At 61.2% G+C, this 22,228-nt stretch carries 19 protein-coding genes and 1 pseudogene; 6 read left to right on the top strand and 14 right to left on the bottom strand.

Going from position 1 to position 22,228, the window contains the following annotated elements:
* Nucleotides 1-9: 9 nt before the first annotated feature.
* Together NTD88_RS07760 and NTD88_RS07765 are read right to left on the bottom strand one after the other, a co-directional pair.
* On the bottom strand, nucleotides 10-1,341 hold the full coding sequence (locus NTD88_RS07760) for an LLM class flavin-dependent oxidoreductase (RefSeq protein WP_262153888.1): 1,332 nt from the start codon (nucleotides 1,339-1,341) through the stop codon (nucleotides 10-12).
* Nucleotide 1,342: 1 nt separating this feature from the next.
* A complete protein-coding gene (locus tag NTD88_RS07765; protein ID WP_262153899.1) occupies nucleotides 1,343-3,481 on the bottom strand; it encodes a TonB-dependent receptor in 2,139 nt (712 codons plus the stop codon).
* A 328-nt stretch (nucleotides 3,482-3,809) separates the two neighbouring features.
* Between NTD88_RS07765 and NTD88_RS07770 the strand changes: the two genes are divergently transcribed.
* On the top strand, nucleotides 3,810-4,850 hold the full coding sequence (locus NTD88_RS07770; RefSeq protein ID WP_262153889.1) for a LacI family DNA-binding transcriptional regulator: 1,041 nt from the start codon (nucleotides 3,810-3,812) through the stop codon (nucleotides 4,848-4,850).
* A gap of 115 nt (nucleotides 4,851-4,965) precedes the next feature.
* Here NTD88_RS07770 and NTD88_RS29150 read toward each other — a convergent pair.
* From NTD88_RS29150 to epsC, 6 genes and pseudogenes are all read right to left on the bottom strand, one after another.
* Nucleotides 4,966-5,053: pseudogene (locus NTD88_RS29150) on the bottom strand (hypothetical protein); the annotation flags it as partial.
* A 716-nt stretch (nucleotides 5,054-5,769) separates the two neighbouring features.
* Complete coding sequence (locus tag NTD88_RS29155) at nucleotides 5,770-6,045, bottom strand: DUF4225 domain-containing protein (RefSeq protein ID WP_410017267.1); 276 nt, start codon at nucleotides 6,043-6,045, stop codon at nucleotides 5,770-5,772.
* 515 nt (nucleotides 6,046-6,560) lie between these two features.
* Nucleotides 6,561-7,256: a DUF4225 domain-containing protein gene (locus NTD88_RS07775; RefSeq protein WP_262153890.1), complete on the bottom strand. Its 696-nt coding sequence runs from the start codon at nucleotides 7,254-7,256 to the stop codon at nucleotides 6,561-6,563.
* Nucleotides 7,253-7,735, bottom strand: coding sequence for an Hcp family type VI secretion system effector (locus NTD88_RS07780; protein WP_262129741.1), 483 nt, complete (start codon nucleotides 7,733-7,735; stop codon nucleotides 7,253-7,255). Before NTD88_RS07780 ends, NTD88_RS07775 begins: the two co-directional genes overlap by 4 nt.
* Before the next feature lie 137 nt (nucleotides 7,736-7,872).
* The gene (gene betT, locus NTD88_RS07785) at nucleotides 7,873-9,873 is read right to left on the bottom strand and encodes a choline transporter BetT (protein WP_095159452.1); all 2,001 of its coding nucleotides are present in this window, start codon (nucleotides 9,871-9,873) and stop codon (nucleotides 7,873-7,875) included.
* Nucleotides 9,874-10,142: 269 nt separating this feature from the next.
* Nucleotides 10,143-11,078: a serine O-acetyltransferase EpsC gene (epsC, locus tag NTD88_RS07790; RefSeq protein ID WP_175652950.1), complete on the bottom strand. Its 936-nt coding sequence runs from the start codon at nucleotides 11,076-11,078 to the stop codon at nucleotides 10,143-10,145.
* Nucleotides 11,079-11,342: 264 nt separating this feature from the next.
* On the opposite strand from epsC, the gene NTD88_RS07795 reads away from it, so the two are divergent.
* The 4 genes from NTD88_RS07795 to tcyN all read left to right on the top strand — a co-directional run bounded on the left by NTD88_RS07795 (nucleotide 11,343) and on the right by tcyN (nucleotide 14,677).
* Nucleotides 11,343-12,341 (top strand): D-cysteine desulfhydrase, encoded by a 999-nt coding sequence (locus NTD88_RS07795; protein WP_262153891.1) that lies wholly within the window; start codon nucleotides 11,343-11,345, stop codon nucleotides 12,339-12,341.
* A 124-nt stretch (nucleotides 12,342-12,465) separates the two neighbouring features.
* Nucleotides 12,466-13,260, top strand: coding sequence for a cystine ABC transporter substrate-binding protein (gene tcyJ, locus NTD88_RS07800; protein WP_371864345.1), 795 nt, complete (start codon nucleotides 12,466-12,468; stop codon nucleotides 13,258-13,260).
* Nucleotides 13,257-13,931, top strand: coding sequence for a cystine ABC transporter permease (gene tcyL, locus NTD88_RS07805; protein WP_262153892.1), 675 nt, complete (start codon nucleotides 13,257-13,259; stop codon nucleotides 13,929-13,931). Before tcyJ ends, tcyL begins: the two co-directional genes overlap by 4 nt.
* Nucleotides 13,928-14,677: an L-cystine ABC transporter ATP-binding protein TcyN gene (tcyN, locus tag NTD88_RS07810; protein ID WP_095159447.1), complete on the top strand. Its 750-nt coding sequence runs from the start codon at nucleotides 13,928-13,930 to the stop codon at nucleotides 14,675-14,677. Before tcyL ends, tcyN begins: the two co-directional genes overlap by 4 nt.
* 48 nt (nucleotides 14,678-14,725) lie before the next feature.
* On the opposite strand, the gene NTD88_RS07815 is transcribed toward tcyN, so the two are convergent.
* From NTD88_RS07815 to dibA, 6 genes are all read right to left on the bottom strand, one after another.
* On the bottom strand, nucleotides 14,726-15,715 hold the full coding sequence (locus NTD88_RS07815) for a sulfate/molybdate ABC transporter ATP-binding protein (protein WP_095159446.1): 990 nt from the start codon (nucleotides 15,713-15,715) through the stop codon (nucleotides 14,726-14,728).
* 3 nt (nucleotides 15,716-15,718) lie between these two features.
* A complete protein-coding gene (gene cysW, locus NTD88_RS07820; RefSeq protein WP_095159445.1) occupies nucleotides 15,719-16,591 on the bottom strand; it encodes a sulfate ABC transporter permease subunit CysW in 873 nt (290 codons plus the stop codon).
* 13 nt (nucleotides 16,592-16,604) lie between these two features.
* Complete coding sequence (gene cysT, locus NTD88_RS07825) at nucleotides 16,605-17,423, bottom strand: sulfate ABC transporter permease subunit CysT (protein ID WP_095159444.1); 819 nt, start codon at nucleotides 17,421-17,423, stop codon at nucleotides 16,605-16,607.
* Nucleotides 17,424-17,510: 87 nt separating this feature from the next.
* Nucleotides 17,511-18,518 (bottom strand): sulfate ABC transporter substrate-binding protein, encoded by a 1,008-nt coding sequence (locus NTD88_RS07830; protein ID WP_262129732.1) that lies wholly within the window; start codon nucleotides 18,516-18,518, stop codon nucleotides 17,511-17,513.
* Nucleotides 18,519-18,573: 55 nt separating this feature from the next.
* Complete coding sequence (gene oscA / locus NTD88_RS07835; RefSeq protein WP_095159442.1) at nucleotides 18,574-18,756, bottom strand: sulfur starvation response protein OscA; 183 nt, start codon at nucleotides 18,754-18,756, stop codon at nucleotides 18,574-18,576.
* Between the two features lie 228 nt (nucleotides 18,757-18,984).
* A complete protein-coding gene (dibA, locus tag NTD88_RS07840) occupies nucleotides 18,985-20,877 on the bottom strand; it encodes a phosphodiesterase DibA (RefSeq protein WP_262129731.1) in 1,893 nt (630 codons plus the stop codon).
* Between the two features lie 148 nt (nucleotides 20,878-21,025).
* On the opposite strand from dibA, the gene desA reads away from it, so the two are divergent.
* Nucleotides 21,026-22,210 carry a delta-9 fatty acid desaturase DesA gene (gene desA, locus NTD88_RS07845; RefSeq protein WP_095159440.1) on the top strand — a complete coding sequence of 395 codons (1,185 nt, stop codon included), beginning with the start codon at nucleotides 21,026-21,028 and terminating at the stop codon, nucleotides 22,208-22,210.
* Nucleotides 22,211-22,228 lie beyond the last annotated feature (18 nt).

The following is a 22,228-nucleotide window of genomic DNA, read 5'->3' on the forward strand; positions in this document are numbered from 1 at the left end:
GTGTCTTCCTCAGGAGAAATAGGGGTTGTTCGGCCGGCTCAGGCCGAGGTGCTCGCGCAAGGTGCGCCCTTCGTAATGGGTGCGGAACAGGCCGCGCCGCTGCAGTTCGGGCACCAGGTGTCGGGCGACGTCTTCAAGGCCACCCGGCAGGTGCGGCACCAGCACGTTGAAGCCGTCGGCGGCTTCGTTTTCGAACCATTCCTGCAATTGATCGGCGATCTGCGTCGGGGTGCCAATCAGGCTGTGGTGCCCGCGACCGCCGGCAATGCGCCGTCCCAACTGGGCTAGGTTGAGGTTTTCGCGCACCGCCAGTTCGCTCAGCAGTTGCTGGCGGCTGCGCTGGCCGCTGTCGGTGAGCGGCAGCTCGGGCAGCGGGCCGTCCTGTGGATAACCGGACAGGTCGAAGTTGCCGAGCATGCGCCCGAGCAACGCGATGCCGACCTGCGGCTCAACCAATTCCTGAAACGCGGCGAACTTATCCTCGGCTTCGGCCTGGGTCTCGCCGACCACGATAAAGGCACCCGGCATGATCTTCAGCGAGTCGCGGCTGCGCCCGTAGGCGGCCAGGCGACCCTTGAGGTCGGCATAGAACGCCTGCGCTGCGGCCAGCGACGTCTGCGCGGTGAACACCACGTCGGCAGTGCGCGCGGCCAGGTCGAGACCGGCCGGCGACGAACCGGCCTGGACGACCACCGGGCGGCCTTGCGGAGTGCGAGCTACATTCAAAGGGCCCCTGACTTTGAAGTGTTCGCCCTGGTGATTGAGCAATCGTACTGAATCAGGCTTGTAGTACGTACCGGATTTCTTGTCGCGAACGAAGGCATCGTCGGCCCAACTGTCCCATAGCCCGACAACCACTTCATGGAACTCTTTGGCGCGAACGTACCGATCTGAGTGGCCAACGTGCTCGTCTCGGCCAAAATTCAGCGCTTCGGCGGCCGCATCGGACGTCACCAGATTCCAGCCTGCGCGCCCTCCAGACAGATGATCCAGCGAAGCGAATTTCCGTGCCACATGGTATGGCTCGTTGTACGTTGTAGTAGCTGTGGCCACCAATCCGATGCGCTCCGTGACCCCGCTCAAAGCGGATAGCAATGTCAAGGGCTCGAAGTGGTCGGAGCGTGCCATTCGGCTGGCAATTTCACCTTCGGCGGCGGCAACGCTGTCGGCGACGAAAATCGCATCGAAACAGGCGCCTTCCGCGACCTTGGCCAAGTGCCGGTAGTGCTGGATATCCAGTCCAGCATCTGCCGGAACATCGGGGTGACGCCAGGCGGCCACGTGATGCCCTGTTGCCATCAAAAAGGCGCCCAGACTCATTTGCCGTGGGGTTGTGCTCATGTCAGAAGTCCTTGCGAAGCTGGATGCCGAAGTAACGTTCGTCATCGCGCGGAACCGCGCGGTAGACGTAGTTGCCCCCGGTAGCCAGAAGAGGTGAGTAGGATTTGTCCGCAAGGTTTTTGGCCAGCAGCGCCACGCGCCAGCCTTCGTTGTAATCGGCCAGGGCGACGCTGGCATTCCAGATGCCGTAAGCGCCCTGAACCGTGTCGGCGTTCTGGGAAATGTCGTACTGCACTTTGCTCTGCCAACTGAAATCGGTGCCCAGTTCGATATCCAGGCCGTTGTCCAGCGGGATGCTGTAGTCGGCGCGCACGTAGCTCTTCCAGTCCGGGCTGTAAGGCAGTGGCTTGCCGTTGACGTTGCACGACGCCGCGGCGCCCGCCGGGCAGGCGAATTCATCGATGCGCGCCTTGGTGTAGGCCACGGCGCCGGAGAATTTCAGTTGCGAGGTGGCCTGCAGGGCGAAGTCCAGTTCCACGCCTTCGCTGCTGACGCTGCCGGCGTTGATCAGGCGGGTCACCACTTGCCCGGCGACGCTGTCGAAGAAGTTCGCCTGGTAGTTTTCGTACTCGGTATGGAACACCGCGACGTTGGTGGTCAGGCGGTTGTTCCACAGGCTGGCCTTGAGGCCGGCTTCCCAACTGTTGGAGGTCTCCGGCTTGAGCGCGTCGGTGTCACGCGGCTGCATGTTGAAGAACACGTTGTAGGCCGGGCCTTTGTAGCCACGGGAGTAGGTCAGGTAGCTGGTGATGTCGTCGGTCAGGTCGTATTGCAGGCCCAGGCGCCCGGACCAGCCGTCCTCGTCCACCGAGCCGGAACTGCTGGTGCCCGGTTGGATACCGTTGACCGCCACGGTTGAGGTGGAAACGCGGCGGTGGTCGTATTCGAGGTCGTCGTGGGTCCAGCGCAGGCCGGCAATACCGCGGAACGTCGGTGTGAAGTTGAGGGTGCTTTCGCCAAACACCGCGTAGCTGTCGTTGGTGGTGCTGTAGTCGGCGACGCCCTGCTGGGTGACGGTGGTGGTCTTCAGGGTGCGGCGGTAGGTTTCCTCGTCCTTGCCGTGCATGTAGAACAGGCCGCCGACGTATTCGAGGAACTCACCTTTCGGCGAGGCCAGGCGTAGTTCCTGGGAGTACTGGTCGTAGGCCAGTTCGCCCTTGTCCTCGATGCCGGGGAAGGCCGCGCTGATGGTCGAAAGGCGGTCGCCGTCCTGCCACTGGGTGTTGTCCCAGCCGCGCCAGGCGGTAATCGATGTCAGGGTGTAATCACCAAGGTTCCAGTCGAGCTGGGCGGACAGGCCCTTGTTGATGTCTTCGACGTGGCTGCGGTAGTCACTGACGATATCGCGGTTGTCACCGTCGGCGCGCACCGGCGCCAGCGCGTTGGAAAACGCCGGCAACAGCGACTTGCTGACTACGCCGTTGGGCGCGTCGTCATGGGATTGCAGGTAGTCGGCGGCGAGGGTCAGGCTGAGGTCGTCGCTGGGGGTGAACACCAGCTTGCCGCGCACGCCCTTGCGGTTGTAGCCGTTGACTTCCTGGCCGTTGGCCTTGTTGTCGACGTTGCCGTCGTAACTGCCGAACAGCGTGGTGATCGAGCCCTTGAGGGTGTCCGGGATCAGCGCGCCGCCGATGCCGAAACGGGTGCGGCTTTCGTTGCCGCTGAAGTACGACTGCTCGACGAAGCCATGGGTTTCTTCGGTCGGTGTGCGGGTGGTGATGTTCAGTACGCCGGCCGAGGCGTTCTTGCCGAACAGCGTGCCCTGCGGGCCGCGCAGCACTTCGAGGCGCTCGATATCCAGCAGGTCGAGGGTGGACTGGCCCGGACGGCCGAAGACCACGCCATCGATCACCGTCGCCACGGTCGGCTCGACGCCCGGCGAGGTGGAAATGGTGCCCACGCCGCGAATGAACAGCGAGGTGTCCTTGTTCGAGGCGCCGGTGCGGAAATTCAGGCTCGGCACCTGCTGCACGATGCTCGCCACGCTGTTGCGGTTTTCCCGCTCCAGTTGCTCGCCATCCACCACTGAAACCGCCACCGGCACCTGTTGCAGCGAGGCTTCGCGGCGAGTGGCGGTGACCGTCACGGCCTTGAGGGTCGGGCTGTCGCTCTGAGCGGCGGGCGCCGTGTCAGCGGCCATGGCCGGCGCCAGCGGCAAAGCGCTGAGGGCGACCAGGCCGAGGCTCAGACGTTGACGACGGATGGCCTGGGCCAAGGGTGAGGTTGGGGTGTTGAACGCGGCGCGTTTGTGCATGGTGTGCTACTCGAAGAATGCCCTGTCCACCGCGATCGCTGACCGCGGCGCCCTGATGAAACGTCAGCGCGGGGTCCTTGGGCATTCGCTCGTGCGAGTAGCAGACAAACCACTTTGTTAGCGCTAACATCGCCAGTATCATCGGGCGCTAAATAGATCGTCCAATAATGAAAAATTACTTTTATATGTCTTTTTGTTTGTAGGGATATGCACCGTGAGCGATGAGAAAGCCCCCGTCCGCAAACGTCGCGGCGCCGGCCGCGTGACCCTGCAGGCGGTGGCCCGGGCCGCTGGCGTCTCGGCGATCACCGTGTCGCGCTACTTCAACCAGCCGGAATCGGTTTCCCCGGAACGCCGCGAGCGCATCGCCGAAGTGGTCGCGGAACTGGGTTACGTACCCAACCTCGTGGCCGGCGGATTGGCCTCGGCGCGGGGGCGCATCGTGGGCATGGTCATCCCCAACATTTCCGGGCCGATCTTCGCCGACACCATTCAAGGCTTCAGCGACACCCTCAGCCACCACGGCTACCAACTGCTGCTGGCCTCCAGCTACTTCTCCACCGAGCAGGAAGAAAACGCCGTGCGCGCCTTCCTCGGCTGGTCACCGGCGGCGCTGGTGCTGACCAGCCACTTCCACAGCGCGGCCACGGAAAAGATGCTCGCCGAGGCCGACATCCCGCTGGCGGAAACCTGGGACTACCGCCCGGAACGGTCGCCAATCCAGATCGGTTTTTCCCACCATGAAGTCGGCGTCGTCGCCACCCGCTACCTGCACGACAAAGGCTACCGGCGCATCGCCTTTGTACAGAACAGCGCGGCCGGCGACTTCAGCGCGCTGGAGCGGCGTGACGGCTATATCGAAACGTTGAAGAGCCTGGGTGGCGAGCCGCGGGTATTCGCACCGGACACGGGCCTGGCGCCGTTCGAGGCGGGCAAGCAGGCGATGCTGTCACTGATGGACGCCGAGCAACGCCCCGACGCGATCATCTTCGCCAACGACAACCTCGCTGCCGGCGCGTTACTGGCGGGCCAGCGCGCGGGGCTGAAGATTCCGCAAGATTGCGCGGTGATGGGGTTTGGTGATTATCCGTTCGCGGCGATGCTGATGCCGGGGCTGACCACGGTGAAACCACCGGCGTTGCAGATGGGGGTGTTGGCAGCGGAGCGGGTGTTGCAGCAGTTGGGGGTGATTGAGGGGGAGGCGGAGCAGTTGAATTTGTTGGAGTGTTTGGTGATTGGGCGGGAGAGTGCTTGAAGCCCACCAGAGAACATCCCTGTAACGACCGGCGCCCTGTTCAAGCGTGCAGTAGCTGGACCCTGTGGGAGCCTTCGCGAGCAAGCTCGCTCCTACAGGCCCAGCCCGACAATGATCAACGCACCAGATGCAAATACTGCAAATGCCTTTCGTACTGGTCGAGGAATGTCGTTGATGATCGGTTCCTTGCTGGAGCCCATCAGCAGTGTGCATCTACAAGACTTTTCGCCTTATTCGAAACAAACGCCAAGGTTCCCACGCTGTAGGAATAGCAAAACAATGTAGAAAAATGCAGATAAGAGAAATCAATGCAATTACAGGATAGTCATCTTCAAGCCGGGGGAAGCACTTGTAAAATAGCATGCATTCTTTTTGCGTGAGCTCCATATGGAAAAAGCCACAAAAGAGGTTGAACACAACAACTGCCAAAGCTGATCCTGTTGTGTAATTTATACCCGAAAACCTAAACTTCAAATAATAAGAAACAGCCACAGCCAACACCGCAAGAAAGACAAATACAACCGTGATCATTCATCCACCTCTTTAACCACCTGACTTGTCGCCCACAACCCCATAATAATTTCAAAAGTCTATCTCCGTTCCCAACGTCAGAATTTCGGCTTTTTCCGAAAAATCCACCTTGGCTCACTTTCCACCGGAAAAGCGAAGCAATGAAGAAAAACGCAGGCAAACGCAAACCAACTTAGAACTGGATAATCAAAATGCAGATTTGGGAAACAGCCAATAAACTTAATGGAGCTATTCGCTATTATTTCCAGATGAAAAATCCCAAAAGGAAAATTGCAGGCCACACAGAGTAAGAAATGTCCCCCCGTAAAATTTTTTCCGGAAAACCTTCGGCGCAACCAGTAAGACACAAAGAGAATCAGAGAGGAGGAAAAAATAAATGCCGCCGTAATCACTTATCAACCTCCTCCATAAGCTGAAGAGAGGTGAGCCAGGCTATATACGCTTCAAATATAAGCGCCCCACTGCCCATCAGTTTGTAGGCCGGAACATGGTCAGTTTTCATTCTGTAAAAAAGTTTCCACGAGCCTGGCTTAAGAACAGGACGTACCAGTCCATAGCCAGCTAACCCCATATCTGCCAGCCAATAGGCAACGCTGCCTTGGCTCTTAGTGCCTCCGACAGCGACTGCAGCGTTCTGATACATACCTCTAACAGGCCCGACCACATCAGACCCGTCGGTCCAGAGATTGGCGCCATTAACTCTTAACAATTAACACCCCAGAACTAATTTGAATTTCTCGCACGAAAAACCCAGCGCTTAATCTTAAAGTTCACGGGAAACCTGCCGCACGTAATACGCCATCGTCCGATTGAACCGCCCCCGCAACACCCCATCCTTGATATGCCGGGAGCTGCGAAAAAATCACTTGAACGTTCTGAAACCCCGCCGAAGTCTAAATTTAGGAGTCCATTCCATAGGGTGAGCAACAGCATGCAACAAAAAGCAGATTAGCGATATCCAAACTATGGCTGGATATTCTTTTTCAAGGTTTGGAAAGCAACCATAAAAAGCAATGCAGTTATACTTGGCCAGCTTCAAGTAAGAAATGCAAAATACAAGATTATAACCAAGGCACCCCAACGCATAGCGAAGCTTTAAATCTTCCCCTGAATATCTATCACGCAGGAAAAATGCGAAACAAACGCTGCACACCGTAAACACAAGGAATAAAAATGTAATCATTCTTCCAATTCCTCACGCAATTTGTTAATTGTAAGCCCCGTTGCAGAAACATCGCCGATTAAAGCCCCTTTCCCCATTTGTTTGTAAGCACGCTCAAGGTCTGCGGGCATTCTCCTGAATAGCTTCCAAGAGCCTTTTTTGGGAATTCTTCTCAATAGAGCGTAGCCCGACAGAAAAATATCAACCGAGCCATACGCAATGTCACCTTCAATCGCCTTTCTCCCGAGGCTTTCAGCCGCACTTCGATACAACTTGCGGACAGGCCCGACAGCGTCTGCCTTACCTGTCCACAGGTTGCTTCCATTTTCATATACGTTATTAGCACCATGAATTGCTGCTGGCAGACCATAAACACAGGTCGCGACTGAACGACATATACTTGCACCGTCCGCAAACTGATAAATGCCCGCTCTAAGCCCTATGAGAGCCTCGGTGGTCTCGACTTGTGTAAGCCCTTTATGCTCCACCTCAATCTGCGCTAAACCCTCATCCGCCCTGATCTTCCCGTTCCTAACATCCGCCAAAATCTGCCGCACGTAATACGCCATCGTCCGATTAAACCGCCCCCGCAACACCCCATCCTTGATATGCCGGGAACTGACAATGCAGGCGTATCGCGTCAGGTTCGCCGCACTTTGATGAAGCTCCGAGAGCTGGTTATCCAGACGATAGGGCGAGGGCCGCGTGCTCATTCGTTCATGCCCCAGAAGGCGTAGCCACTGGTGCTGGCGGCGTGATGAACCCAGGTGATGCTGTCGTAGCGCAGCACCACCTGCTCGGTGGGCTCGGCATCGTTGAACATGAGTACGTCAGGGATATCGAGGGTGAGGCCGACGATCCGCGCGCCTTTGAGCTCTAGGGTGAAGTACTTTTGCTGGGTCGCGTCGGCGGTTCGATAGAGATCGATCTCGCAGGACACTTCTTCCCGATCAGCCAGTGCCTGCGCCAACAGCGGGCTGGATTTGTCGAGGAGCTTGTGGAGGACGAGGGGATTGTGAACAGCGTCGGAGAGGTTGCTGACACTGGTCATCGCATGATTCAACGCCAGTATGAGGATCTGGTCGGTGTGCCCGGCCTGGCATTTGTTGCCGATGGAGGCCTGGGTGGAACATCCGGCAGAAATCAGCCCCATTTTCTTGCCGGTGATGCTCAGGTAGCTGTGGCTGGCCATCGTCGAACTCCTTGTAGGTTGGAGTTCGCAGCCTAGAGAGGTGACACGGCAGCGTCTGTGAGACGTTTCTGAAAGAGCTTGGGGAAATTAAGCAAGTTCGCGGAAGGGCCGAGCGGCCATCCCGCGAACTCGTGTCCTCAACGCACCAGATGCAAGTACTGCAAATGCCGTTCGTACTGGTCGAGGATGTCGTTGATGATCTGCTCCTTGCTGTAGCCCATCAGGTCGTAATCCTGGCTGCCTTCGCTCAGGTGCACTTCGGCGCGGTAGTAGCGACGGTTCTTCTGCTCCTGGGTGCCCAGCCCGGCGAGGGCGAAGGACGGAGTGAAGTAGCCGCGCATCTGCACCTGGTAGATGAACGGCTGCTCTTCGCCGTGACCGATCTTCAGGCTGACGTTGTCATGGCTCGGGTCTTCCTGGGTGATGACGTTCAGACCCTTCTCGGCATACACCTCGGTCACTTCGGCAATCGCCGGACGCACCACGTCGTCCATGAAGCGGTACACCTCATCGCGTGACGGGAAGTGCACGGCCTGGCTCAGGCGCTTGCGCCAGCCGCCGCGACCGCGCCGCGACTCGGCGAACGGCGCCAGCGAGTGCATCTGCGCAATCTGTCGCTGCGATTCCAGGTAGAACGCCTTGTGCAGCCCCCACATCATCGCCAGCAGGATCAGCGAGAACGGCAGCGAGGTCAGCACCACCGCAGACTTCAGCGAGTCGATGCTGCCGGCGAACAACAGGCCGCTGGTGACCAGCGCGGTCATCACGCCCCAGAACACCCGCAGCCAGTTCGGCCCGTCCTCGTCGGTGCTGCCGCCCTTGGCCGAGAGCGTCGAGAGCACCACGGTGCCGGAGTCGGCCGAGGTGACGAAGAACACGAAGCTGATGAACACCGTGACGGCGATCACCACCTTGCTCCACGGGTAGGTTTCCAGCAGCAGGTAGAGGGTCATCGACGGGTTCTCGATGGCCGAGTCGGCCAGCGCGGTCATGCCGTGGTCGAGGACCTGGCTCAGCGCGCTGTTGCCGAAGATCGACATCCACGCCAGGGTGAAGCCCAGCGGGATCAGCAACACGCCAAAGACGAATTCGCGGATGGTTCGACCACGGGAAATTCGCGCGATGAACAGCCCCACGAACGGTGCCCAGGCAATCCACCAGGCCCAATAGAACACCGTCCAGTTGCCCAGCCAGTCATTGGCCTGGGTGTAGGCGTAGACGTCGAAGCTCTTGCGCGGCAACACGGCGAGGTAGTCGCCGAGGTTCTGGATCAGGGTGTTGAACAGGTGCTGGGTCGGCCCGGCGAACAGCACGAACAGCAGCAGCGCGCAGGCCAGGAACAGGTTGATATCGGACATGACCCGCACGCCCTTCTCCACCCCGGCCACCGCCACCATCACCGCCGCGCCCATCATCAGCGCGATCAGCGCCACCTGCACCCACTGGCTATGGGGGACGCCGAACAGGTAGTCGAGGCCGGAATTCAGGTGCAGCACGCCGAAGCCCATGTCAGCGCCAAGGCCGAACACCGTGGCGATGATGCCGAAGCCGTCCACCGCGTAGCCAATGGGCCCGTTGATGCGTTTGCCGATCAGCGGATACAACGCCGAACGCAGCGCCAGCGGCAGGTTGTGGCGGTAGGCGAAGTAGGCCAGGGCCATGCCGACGAAGGCGAACACGCCCCAGCCATGCAGGCCCCAGTGCAGGAACAGCAACTGCATTGCCTGGCGCCCCGCCTCCACCGTGCCGGCCTCGCCCTGGGGCGGTTGCATCAGGTGGGTGAGCGGTTCGGAAACGCAGAAGAAAAACAGGGTGATGCTGATGCCCGCGGCGAACAGCATGCCGGCCCAGGACAGGTAACTGAACTCGGGCTGGTCGTGGTCGGCGCCGAGCTTGATCTTGCCGTAACCCGACAGCGCGGTGACCACCACGAACACCAGGTACAGGGTCATCGCCAGCATGTAGTACCAGCCGACGGTGTGCGCCGCCCAGTTTTGCGCAGCCAGCAGCCACTCGCCCGCGGCTTGCGGGTTGGCGATCACGATCAGGGCGAAGAGCAGGATGAAGCCGGCGGCGAAGTAGAACACCGGTGGGTTCATGCGGATTTTGTCGCGGGAATTGTTTGACGGCGCACTCATGGGCGGTGCACCTCGCAAGGCGGGAAAGTGGTCGGATTGAACGGGTTCAGCAAAGGCTAATCCTCCTGATGAACACCGGCAGTTCACCAGCGTTTAATTTGAACAAGCGTTCAAGTTAAACATGGATACGAATTTGAAGCGACCGATAGCCGACCGTTAGCGTTGGTTTTTGGGGCCTGATCGCGAGCAAGCTCGCTCCTACAAATCGGGCGTTTATCACAACGCCTGTAGGAGCGAGCTTGCTCGCGATCAGACCTCCAAGCGACCTCTTACTTCTGCGCCCCATCCGCATGCTGCAACAGGTTCGCCTGGGTCAGGTTGCTCTCCGCCGGCACGCTGCGGGTCAGCCAGACGTTACCGCCGATGGTCGAGCCCTTGCCGATGGTGATCCGTCCCAGAATGGTCGCGCCGGCATAAATCACCACATCGTCCTCGACGATCGGGTGACGCGGATGGCCCTTCTGCAGCTTGCCGCATTCGTCTTCGGGGAAGCGCTTGGCGCCGAGGGTCACGGCCTGGTAGATGCGCACCCGCTCGCCAATGATCGCGGTCTCGCCGATCACCACGCCGGTGCCGTGGTCGATGAAGAAACTCGGGCCGATCTGCGCGCCAGGGTGGATGTCGATACCGGTCGCCGAGTGCGCCAGCTCCGAGCTGATCCGCGCCAGCAACGGCAGGCCGGCGCGGTACAGGTGGTGGGCGAGACGGTGGTGGATGATCGCCAGCACGCCCGGGTAGCACAGCAGCACTTCGTCGACGCTGCGCGCCGCCGGGTCGCCGTGGAAGGCGGCCAGAACGTCGGTGTCGAGCAGGACACGCATGGCCGGCAAGGCGGCGGCGAATTCCTGGATCAGGCGCAGGGCGGTGGCGTCGACATTGGCGTCCTCGGCCTGGCCGTGCCGCGCCGCATAGCGCAGTTCCAGGCGGGCCTGGGCCAGCAGTGAAGTCAATGCCGCGTCGAGGGTGTGACCGACGTAGAAGTCTTCGCTTTCTTCACGCAGGTCCACCGGACCCAGACGCATCGGGAACAGCGCGCCACACAACTGTTCGAGGATCTGTCGTACGGCCTCACGCGACGGCAATTCGCGCCCGCCCTGCTCGCCGCTGCTGCGGCCATTGCGGGTGCGCCACTGATCGCGGGCCGAACGAAGCTGGCCGACGATGGACTGAAGTTGCCAATACCCGGATTGCGCGTTGTCGCTCACGGTTGTTTCTCCTGCTCGGCGGCGTGGGACTGGAAGGGGAAGGCCGCTCTCTTGAACCGCACTCTACGACATGAAACGGGGGGGAAAAAAATAATGGTTTATGCCGGTTGGCTATATAGATGGCATAAGCCGATTAGGCCTGCCTCAGGCGGCCATCGCGAGCAAGCTCGCTCCTGCAGAATTCATCCGGTCCTGCTGCCAGGCACGGTTGCCCATGCCCGAATGCCTGCCTATGCTCGAATTTTCCTACAACCGACTTCCGCCATGATCGAACGACACCTCGCCCGCTTCAATCGCCTGGAACTGCTCGCCACGCCCACCCCGCTGGAAAAACTCCAGCGGCTTTCCGACTGGGCCGGGCGCGAGATCTGGATCAAGCGCGATGACCTCACCCCGCTGGCCCTCGGCGGCAACAAACTGCGCAAGCTCGAGTACCTCGCCGCCGACGCCCTGGCCAATGGCGCCGACACGCTGATCACCGCCGGCGCGATCCAGTCCAATCACGTGCGCCAGACTGCCGCCCTCGCCGCTCGCCTCGGCCTCGGCTGCGTGGCACTGCTGGAAAACCCGATCGGCACCGACTCGGCCAGCTACCTGGAAAACGGCAACCGCCTGCTGCTGGGCCTGTTCGACGCCAAGGTCGAGTTGGTGGACAACCTCGACAACGCCGACGACCTGCTGCAAGCCCTCGCCGTGCGCCTGCACGCCAGCGGCCGCAAGCCGTACTTGGTGCCCATCGGCGGCTCCAACGCCCTTGGCGCGCTGGGTTATGTACGCGCCGGCCTGGAACTGGCCGAGCAGATCGAACAGAGCGGCCAGACTTTCGCCGGCGTAGTGCTCGCCTCAGGCAGCGCCGGCACCCACAGCGGCCTGGCCCTGGCGCTGGCCGAGCGCTTGCCGGACCTGCCGGTGATCGGCATCACCGTGTCGCGCAGCGAAGAGGCGCAACTGCCCAAGGTCCAGGGCCTCGCCGAGCGCACCGCGGAGTTATTGGGCGTCCGTTTGCCGGACGCGTTCAAGGTACGTTTGTGGGACGAGTACTACGCTCCACGCTATGGCGAAGCCAACGCTGGCGGCCTCGCGGCTATCCGTTTACTGGCCAGCCACGAAGGGCTGCTGCTCGATCCGGTCTACACCGGCAAGGCCATGGCCGGCCTGTTGGACGGCATCGCCCGGCAGCGATTCGATGACGGTCCGCTGATTTTTCTGCACACCGGCGGAGCCCCGGCATTATTCGCCTACCCTGATGTCTGTAAACGCTGAGACAGGCGTCGGTTTATAGGTCAAACCGCTATAGGAAAATGCTTTTTTATTATTTTTTGACTCTATGAATCGCGCCCTATAGTCACCACCACTTTCACAACAAGACTGGGGACAGGGCATGACGATTTCCGTTTTCACCAAACGCATTCTGGGTATCGGCGCCGGCATCGTTCTGGGCGCCAGCGTGCTCAGCCAGGCCATCGCCGGCGAGCAATTGCAGACCATCAAGGACAAGGGCGTCATCAACATCGGCCTGGAAGGCACCTACCCGCCGTTCAGCTACGTCGATGCCGACGGCAAGCTCACCGGCTTCGAGGTGGAACTGTCCGAGGCCCTGGCCAAGCAATTGGGGGTCAAGGCCAAGGTGCAGCCGACCAAATGGGACGGCATCCTCGCCGCCCTGGAATCCAAGCGCCTGGATGTGGTGGTCAACCAGGTGACGATCTCCGAAGAGCGCAAGAAAAAATACGACTTCTCCAAGCCCTACACCGTGTCCGGCATCCAGGCACTGATCCTGAAGAAAAAGGCCGCGGAACTGAACATCAACGCCGCCGCCGACCTGGCCGGCAAGAAAGTCGGCGTCGGCCTGGGCACCAACTACGAGCAATGGGTCAAGCAGGACGTGCCGAAGGCCGACGTGCGCACCTATGAAGATGATCCGAGCAAGTTCGCCGACCTGCGCAACGGCCGCATCGACGCCATCCTGATCGACCGCCTCGCCGCCCTCGAATACGCCCAGAAAGCCAAGGACACCGAACTCGCCGGCGCCGCCTTCTCGCGCCTGGAATCGGGCATCGCACTGCGCAAGGGCGAGCCGGAACTGCTCGACGCCATCAACCAGGCACTGGACAAGCTGCGCGCTGACGGCACGCTGGCCAAGCTGTCGGAGAAATACTTCGGTGCTGATGTCACGCAATGATCGCTGAAAGCCTGCAACTCGTTGCCGACTCCGCGCCCTTCCTGCTGAAGGGCGCTGGCTACACGGTGCTGCTCAGTGTCGGCGGCATGTTCTTCGGTCTGGTGCTCGGCTTTGCCCTGGCACTGATGCGCCTGTCGAAGACACCGCTGCTGGACTGGCCGGCGCGCATCTACGTGTCGTTCTTTCGCGGCACGCCGCTGCTGGTGCAGTTGTTCGTGATCTATTTCGGCATGCCGCAGATCGGGATCGAACTCGACCCGATCCCGGCATCGCTGATCGGCCTGTCGCTGAACATGGCCGCGTACATCTGCGAAATCCTCCGCGCGGCGATCTCGTCGATCGACCGCGGCCAATGGGAAGCTGCGGCCAGCATCGGTATGACCCGCACCCAGGCGATGCGCCGGGCGATCCTGCCGCAAGCCTTGCGCACCGCGCTGCCACCGCTGGGCAACAGCTTCATTTCGCTGGTCAAGGACACCGCCCTGGCGGCCACGATCCAGGTGCCCGAGCTGTTCCGCCAGGCGCAACTGATCACCGCGCGCACCTTCGAAGTCTTCACCATGTACCTCGCGGTGGCGGTCATCTACTGGGTGCTCTGCAGCGTCCTCGCCCACGTTCAGCAGCGCATGGAAACCCGGGTCAACCGGCATGACGAGGAGCCGCGACGATGATCCAGGTACAACGGCTGAACAAGCAGTTCAACGGCCAGACCGTGCTCAAGGACATCGACCTGACCGTCGAGCCCGGCGAGGTCATCGCCATCATCGGCCCCAGCGGCTCGGGCAAGACCACCTTCCTGCGCTGCCTGAACCTGCTGGAAACCCCCGACAGCGGGGTGATCCGCGTCGGCGATATCGAGATCGACGGCAGCCGCCCGCTCAGCCAGCAGTCGGGACTGATCCGGCGCTTGCGCCAAGAGGTCGGTTTCGTCTTCCAGAGCTTCAACCTGTTCCCCCATCGAACCGCCCTGGAAAACGTCATCGAAGGCCCGGTGGTGGTGAAGAAGACCCCGCGCGACAAAGCAGAGGCCCTGGGCCGGGCCTTGCTGGCCAAGGTCGGCCTGGCGGGCAAAGAGGATGCCTACCCACGCCGGCTCTCCGGCGGCCAGCAGCAGCGGGTCGCCATCGCACGCGCGTTGGCGATGGAGCCGCAAGTGATCCTTTTCGACGAACCCACCTCGGCGCTCGACCCGGAGCTGGTGGGCGAAGTGTTGGCGACCATCCGCGGCCTGGCCGAGGAAAAGCGCACCATGATCATCGTCACCCACGAAATGAATTTCGCCCGCGACGTCGCCAATCGGGTGATCTTTTTCGATAAGGGTGTGATCGTCGAGCAGGGCGAGGCGAAGGCGCTGTTTGCCAATCCGCAGCATGAGCGGACACGGCAGTTTCTCGGCAAGATTCTCGGGTCGGCCTGAGCATTCTCGGGACTCATCGCCTATGCAGCGATGAGCCCCGCAGCCCCGTCAGATGTTCTCGACTTTCTGCCAGACCTTCGGCTTGAAGAACAACGTCTCGCCCCGCGCCAGCCCGGTCAGGCTGTCGTGGTCCTTGACCACTTCGGCTTCGATCAGCTCGCTCTGCCCTTCCACTTTCAACGTCACCCGGGTGGTGGCGCCCAGTGGGCGGATGTCGCGGACTTCGGCGACGTGGTGGCCTTCCACTTCATGCCGCGACAGCGACACTTCATGCGGACGGAACAGGACGTGGTGGTTCTCGCTCAGGTGCAGGCGGTTCGAATCGCCCAGGAAGTGGTAGACGAAATCGCTGGCCGGGTTCTCGTAAACCTCGCCCGGCGAGCCGATCTGTTCGATCACGCCCTTGTTCATCACCACGATGCGGTCCGCCACTTCCATGGCTTCTTCCTGGTCGTGGGTCACGAACACCGAGGTCAGGTTGATGTCTTCGTGCAGCCGCGCCAGCCAGCGGCGCAGTTCTTTACGGACCTTGGCGTCCAGCGCGCCGAACGGTTCGTCCAGCAGCAGCACCTTGGGCTCGACCGCGAGGGCACGGGCCAGGGCGATACGCTGGCGCTGACCACCGGAAAGCTGCTCCGGATAACGATCAGCCAGCCAGTCGAGCTGGACCATGTTCAGCAGCTCGTGGACCTTCTCGGCAATGCGGCTTTCGTTCGGGCGCTCGCCCTTGGGCTTCATGCGCAGGCCGAAGGCGACGTTGTCGAACACGCTCATGTGACGGAACAGGGCGTAGTGCTGGAACACGAACCCGACGTTGCGATCACGCACGTCGTGGCCGGAAACGTCCTCGCCGTGGAACACGATATTGCCGTCGTCCGGGGTTTCCAGGCCGGCGATGATGCGCAGCAGGGTGGTTTTGCCACAGCCGGACGGGCCGAGCAGGGCCACCAGCTCGCCGCTGTGGATATCCAGGTTGATGTTGTTCAGGGCCTGGAAGGCATTGAAGCGCTTGCTGACATTACGAACTTCGATCGACATGAATTATTCCTCCGCTGCGCTTTGGCGCAGACGGTTAATGCGGTTCTCGCTCCACTGCTTGAGCAGCAGGATGAAGAGCGCCAGGATCAGCAACAGGCTGGCCACGCTGAAGGCCGCGACATGGTTGTATTCGTTGTAGAGGATCTCGACATGCAGCGGCAAGGTGTTGGTCACGCCGCGGATGTGGCCGGACACCACCGACACCGCGCCGAACTCACCCATCGCCCGCGCGGTACACAGCACCACGCCGTAGATCAGGCCCCATTTGATGTTCGGCACGGTCACGTGCCAGAACATCTGCCAGCCGTTGGCGCCCAGCAGGCGCGCGGCCTCTTCTTCCTGGGTGCCCTGCTCCTGCATCAGCGGGATCAGTTCACGGGCAACGAAGGGCACGGTGACGAAGATGGTCGCCAGGACGATACCCGGCAGGGCGAAGACGATCTGGATATCGTGGTCCTGCAGCCATGGGCCAAGGAAGCCCTGGGCGCCGAACATCAGCACGTAGACCAGACCGGCGATCACCGGCGAGACCGAGAACGGCAGGTCGATCAGGGTGACCAGCACGCTTTTGCCGCGGAAGTTGTACTTGCTCACGCACCAGGCTGCGCTAACCCCGAACACCAGGTTCAGCGGCACCGAGATGGCCACGGCGATAAGGGTCAGTTTCAGCGCGGACAGGGCGTCGGCTTCGAAAATCGCCTCGAAGAACGTGCCCAGGCCCATTTTCAGGCCCTGGGACACCACGATGACCAGCGGCAACAGCAGGAACAGGGCGAAGACCAGCCAGCCCAGGCCGATCAGGATACGCCGCGCGGAATCGCTGCCACGGCGGGCGGCATTGGCCGAAGCGGCTACGCCAACAGAAGATGCAGACATGCTCAGGCCTCCTTCAAGGGGTTTCGATACGCCGCTGCAGCAAGTTGATCAGCAGCAGCAGGATGAAGGAAACCACCAGCATCAGCACGCCGATGGCAGTGGCGCCGGTGTAGTCGTACTGGTCGAGCTTGACCATGATCAGCAGCGGCAGGATCTCGGTCTTCATCGGCATGTTGCCGGCAATGAAGATCACCGAACCGTACTCGCCGACCCCACGGGCGAAGGCCAGGGCGAAGCCGGTCAGCCACGCCGGCAGCAAGGCCGGCGCCAGCACATAACGGAACACCTGCAGCGGCTTGGCGCCGAGGCAGGCGGCGGCTTCTTCGACTTCACGCGGGATGTCGGCCAGCACCGGCTGCACCGTGCGCACCACGAACGGCAGGGTGACGAAGGTCAGTGCCAGGGTGATGCCGAGCGGGGTGTAGGCGATCTTGAAACCGAGGTCGGTGGCGAACTGGCCAACCCAGCCGGACGGCGCGTACAGCGCGGTGAGGGCGATACCGGCCACGGCGGTGGGCAGAGCGAACGGCAGGTCGATCATCGCGTCGATGATCTTGCGGCCGGGGAAGGTGTAGCGCACCAGCACCCAGGCCAGCAACGTGCCGATCAGGCCGTTGATGATGGCGGCGCAGAGGGCGGTGCCGAAGCTCAGCTTCAGTGCCGCGAGCACCCGCGGTGCACTGACGATGGCCCAGAACTGCTCCCAGGTGAGCTGGGCGGCATGCACGAACATGGCCCCCAGCGGTATGAGCACAATCAAGCTGAGGTACACCAAGGTGTAACCCAGCGTCAGCCCGAAGCCGGGTATGACGGGGGATATACGACGAGACATAAAGGTCCTTGGTTGAACGCATTGAGCCCGGGACTATGCCCGGGCCCATGCTGGCTACGAAACGGCTCCTGCTCTATCGGGCAACAATCACTGCGCCGTGTAGATCTGGTCGAAAACGCCACCGTCATTGAAGAACTTGGGTTGGGCAGTTTTCCAGCCGCCGAAGTCTTTGTCGATAGTCACCAGGTCCAGTTTCGGGAACTGCTTGGCGTATTCAGCGGCCACCTTGGCGTCACGCGGACGGTAGAAGTTGTCGGCGGCGATCTTCTGGCCAGCCGGGCTGTACAGGTGCTTGAGGTATTCCTCGGCGATCTGCTCGTTGCCTTTCTTCTCGGCGTTCTTGTCGACCACGGCCACTGGCGGCTCGGCGAGGATCGACAGGGACGGCACGACGATTTCGAACTTGTCGGCACCGCCGTCTTCTTTCAGCGCCAGGAAGGCTTCGTTTTCCCAAGCCAGCAGCACGTCACCCTGACCGTTGTTGACGAAGGTGATGGTCGAACCACGGGCGCCGGTATCCAGCACCGGTACGTGCTTGAACAGTTCTTTCACATATTCCTGCGCCTTGGCATCGCTGCCACCGGCTTTCAGGCCGTAGGCCCAGGCGGCGAGGAAGTTCCAGCGAGCGCCGCCGGAGGTTTTCGGGTTCGGGGTGATGACCGAAACGTCTTTCTTGATCAGGTCGCCCCAGTCTTTGATGCCTTTCGGGTTGCCCTTGCGGACCAGGAACACGATGGTCGAGGTGTACGGGGTGCTGGCGTCCGGCAGGCGGGTCTGCCAGTTCTCCGGCAGGGTCTTGCCGAGCTTGGCGACTTCGTCGATGTCGCCGGCCAGGGCCAGGGTCACCACGTCGGCGCGCAGGCCGTCGATCACGGCACGGGCCTGTTTGCCCGAACCGCCGTGGGACTGCTGGATCTTCACTTTGTCGTCCGGGTGAGCCTGCTGCCAGTGCTTGATGAACTCGGCGTTGTACTGCTGATACAGCTCGCGGGTCGGGTCATAGGACACGTTCAACAGCTCGTAGTCCTTGGCGATGGCGGAACCGGCAAAAACGGCGCTGGCGAGTGCAGCCAGGGCATAACGGCGGATAGACATGGTGAAGCTCCCGATTGGCATTTTTTTCTAATGTGTTGGTGCGGCTGGCAGCGCTTCAGCTTGGTTTGTTGCTGGAGTTCTGCAGGCGGAATTTTTCCTTGCGTTCGATCTGTACAACTTGGGCGTTGTGCACAGTGATTTCCACCGCGCCGAATCGCAGGTCACGCAATGCGCTCTGGATTTCACGCAGGATGGTGGCTTCGTCCTGACCGTCAACGCTACGCAGAGATGCGCTCATGCTCGTGCTCCTGTGAATAAGGGGGCCCGGGAGCAGCGTTTAGGAAGGTGACTGCGCCTGGTGTAGGGGCAATCTTAGAGAGGGCTGAATATTCTTAAAAATACTATTTAAGAATGTTTATATAACTGAAAAATCAACTGCAAGCTTGAAGCGGCAAGCTGCCAGAAAAAGCGGTAGCAACGGCGCGGATCTGCTGTGACTTGCAGCTTGTAACTTGCAGCGTGCGGCTTAGAAGCGCAGATCCTGTGGCGGCACCGGCCGCCCGTACCAGTAGCCCTGGCCCATGTCGCACTGGTGCTCCAGCAGGAAGCGCGCCTGCTCGGACTGCTCGATACCCTCGGCATGGATCTGCATCCCCATGCTGCGCGCCAGGGCGATGATGACCCGGACGATCGCCACGTCATCGTCATCATTGGGCAACCCGGCGACGAAGCCCTGGTCGATCTTCAGCTTCTGCACCGGCAAGCGCTTGAGCCGCAGCAGCGACGAGTAGCCGGTGCCGAAGTCGTCGATGGCCAGGCGCAAGCCCAGTTCACGCAGGCGATGCAGTTGTTCGAGGGCGACTTCGGGGTCTTCCATCACCGCGCTTTCGGTCACTTCGACCTCCAGCCGCGACGGCTCCAGCCCGGTTTCGTCCAGCACCCGGGCGACCTGCTGGTACATGTCGCGGTTGGCGAACAACCGGCTGGAAACGTTCACCGCGACGAACTCCAGCGCCCGCCCTTGCGCCAGCCACTCCACCATCTGCGAACAGGCCTGGCGCATGACCCAGGTGTCGATATCGGCGATCAGCCCGGTGCGCTCGGCAATCGGGATGAACTCCCCCGGCGGCACCAGCCCGCGTTCGGGATGCTGCCAGCGCACCAGCGATTCCAGGCCGATCATCCGGCCGCTGAACAGGTCATGCACCGGCTGGTAGTAGACCCGTAGTTCGCCCTGCTCCAACGCGCGGCGCAGTTCGATGGCGGTTTCGACCCGCTGCTGGGCGTGAGCAGTGAGTTCTTCGGTGTACAGGGCATAGCCGGAACGGCCGTTGCTCTTGGCCTTGAACAACGCGGCATCGGCGTTGCGCAGCAGTTGCTCGGCGCTCTGCGCATCGCTGGGGAACAGGCTGATGCCAATGCTCGCGCTGCTGAACAGGCGGTGGTTTTCCAGTTCGTAGGGCTCTTTGAGCACATCGACGATCAGTTGCGCGAGGTCCGCAGCCTGGCCGACCTGAGAGCAGTTTTCGCTGAGGATGGCGAATTCATCACCGCCGAGGCGCGCCAAGGTGACGCCGGGGTCGATCACCAGTTTGAGACGATCGGCCACGGCCTTGAGCAACTGGTCGCCGATGTTGTGGCCGAGGCTGTCGTTGATGCTCTGGAAGTGGTCCAGGTCGAGCAGCAGCAAGGCGCAGCCGCGCTTGTTGGCCTGCGCCGTGGCCAGCGCTTGCTGGGCGCGGTCGTTGAACAGCAAGCGGTTGGGCAGGTCGGTCAGGGGGTCGTGGTGGACCAGATAGGCCAGCTCGCGTTCGGTGTGCTTGATCACGCTGATGTCGCTGAACACCGCAACATAGTGGGTCAACATCCCGCCATCGTCGCGGATCGCGCAAATGGTCTGCCACTGCGGGTACACCTCGCCGCTTTTGCGCCGGTTCCAGACCTCGCCGCTCCACTCGCCCTTGTCGTGCAGGGTCTGGTACATCTGCTGGTAGAACTTCTGGTCGTGGCGGCCGGACTTGAACTTGTTCGGTCGCTGACCGATGACTTCGTCCTTCTGGTAGCCGGTGATGCGCATGAAGGCGCGGTTCACATGGACGATGATGCCATCGGCGTTACTGACCAGCACGCCTTCGAGGGTGCTGTCGAACACCGCCGCGGCCATGCGCAGGCGTTCGCGGTCTTCGCGGCGCAAGCGCGCACCAAGGCCGATGAAATTGAGCAAACGCACGCGGGAAACGAAGATCAGCAAGGCGCTGCAGGCGGCCCATGTGTAGGCATTGATAAGCTGCCAGCGCGCCATCTGGGCCGGATCATCGAAAACATTGCTTAATATTTGATCAGAAACCACCAGCCAGAGAATTGACAGCACCAGGTAAAACGCGGCCATTCTCAGGGCGTCTCGTGCAGAAACAGACATAGGGTCACAGATGCCCACATCAAAAGATGGGGCATTATAGGGCAGAATTCCTCGTTGACCTCCTATCAAAAAGGCCGACTGGTTTTATTTAACATGCCAGTGATAATACTCATCGCTGTTTTTCCGCTCTAAGAGGGCATATCCACCTATGTGGTACTACGGTTTACTCGACCTGTCGGCCTGGCAATTGCTGGCGGTCACCCTGCTGATGACCCACGTGACCATCGTTGCGGTCACGGTCTACCTGCACCGCTATTCGGCGCACCGTTCCCTGGAACTGAACGCCGGCCTCAAGCATTTCTTCCGTTTCTGGCTGTGGCTGACCACGGCGCAGAACACCCGCGAGTGGACCGCCATCCACCGCAAGCACCACGCCAAATGCGAAACCGTGGACGATCCCCACAGCCCGGTGATCAAGGGTCTGTCCACGGTGCTGCGCAAGGGCGCCGAGCTGTACCGCGCCGAAGCGCAGAACCCGGAAACCCTGCGCATCTACGGCAAGAACTGCCCCGAAGACTGGATCGAGCGCAACCTCTACTCGCGCTACAAGCTCGGTGGCATCGCGCTGATGGCGGTGATCGACCTGCTGCTGTTCGGCACCATCGGCATCACCATCTGGGCGATCCAGATGATGTGGATTCCGTTCTGGGCTGCCGGCGTGGTCAACGGCCTTGGCCACGCGGTGGGCTACCGCAACTTCGAATGCCGCGACGCCGCGACCAACCTGGTGCCATGGGGCATCGTGATTGGCGGCGAAGAGCTGCACAACAACCATCACACCTACCCCAACTCGGCCAAGCTGTCGGTCAAGCGCTGGGAGTTCGACATGGGCTGGGCCTGGATCAAGCTGTTCACCTGGCTGCGCCTGGCCAAGGTGCAACGCGTCGCGCCGATCGCCCACCGGGTCGAAGGCAAGGGCCAGTTGGACATGGACACCGCCATGGCGATCCTCAACAACCGCTTCCAGATCATGGCCCAGTACCGCAAGTTGGTAATCGGCCCGCTGGTCAAGCAGGAGCTGGCCCGGGTCGATGACTCGGTGCGCCATCAGTTCCGCCGCGCCAAGCGCCTGCTGTCGCGCGAGACCAGCCTGCTGGAAGATCGTCATCACCAGCGCATCCAGACCATGCTGGAGCACAGCCAGGCGCTCAAGACCATCTACGAGAAGCGCCTGGCGCTGCAGCAGATCTGGGCCCGCACCAGCGCCAACGGCCACGACATGCTCGCCGCGATCAAGGACTGGGTCCACGAGGCCGAGGCCAGCGGTATCCACTCGCTGCGCGAGTTCGCCGCGCAATTGAAAACCTACTCGCTGCGCCCTGCCCTGGCCTGATGGCCACTGATCGGAGCG

This window comes from Pseudomonas sp. 20P_3.2_Bac5, assembly GCF_025466035.1.
Lineage (GTDB): Bacteria > Pseudomonadota > Gammaproteobacteria > Pseudomonadales > Pseudomonadaceae > Aquipseudomonas.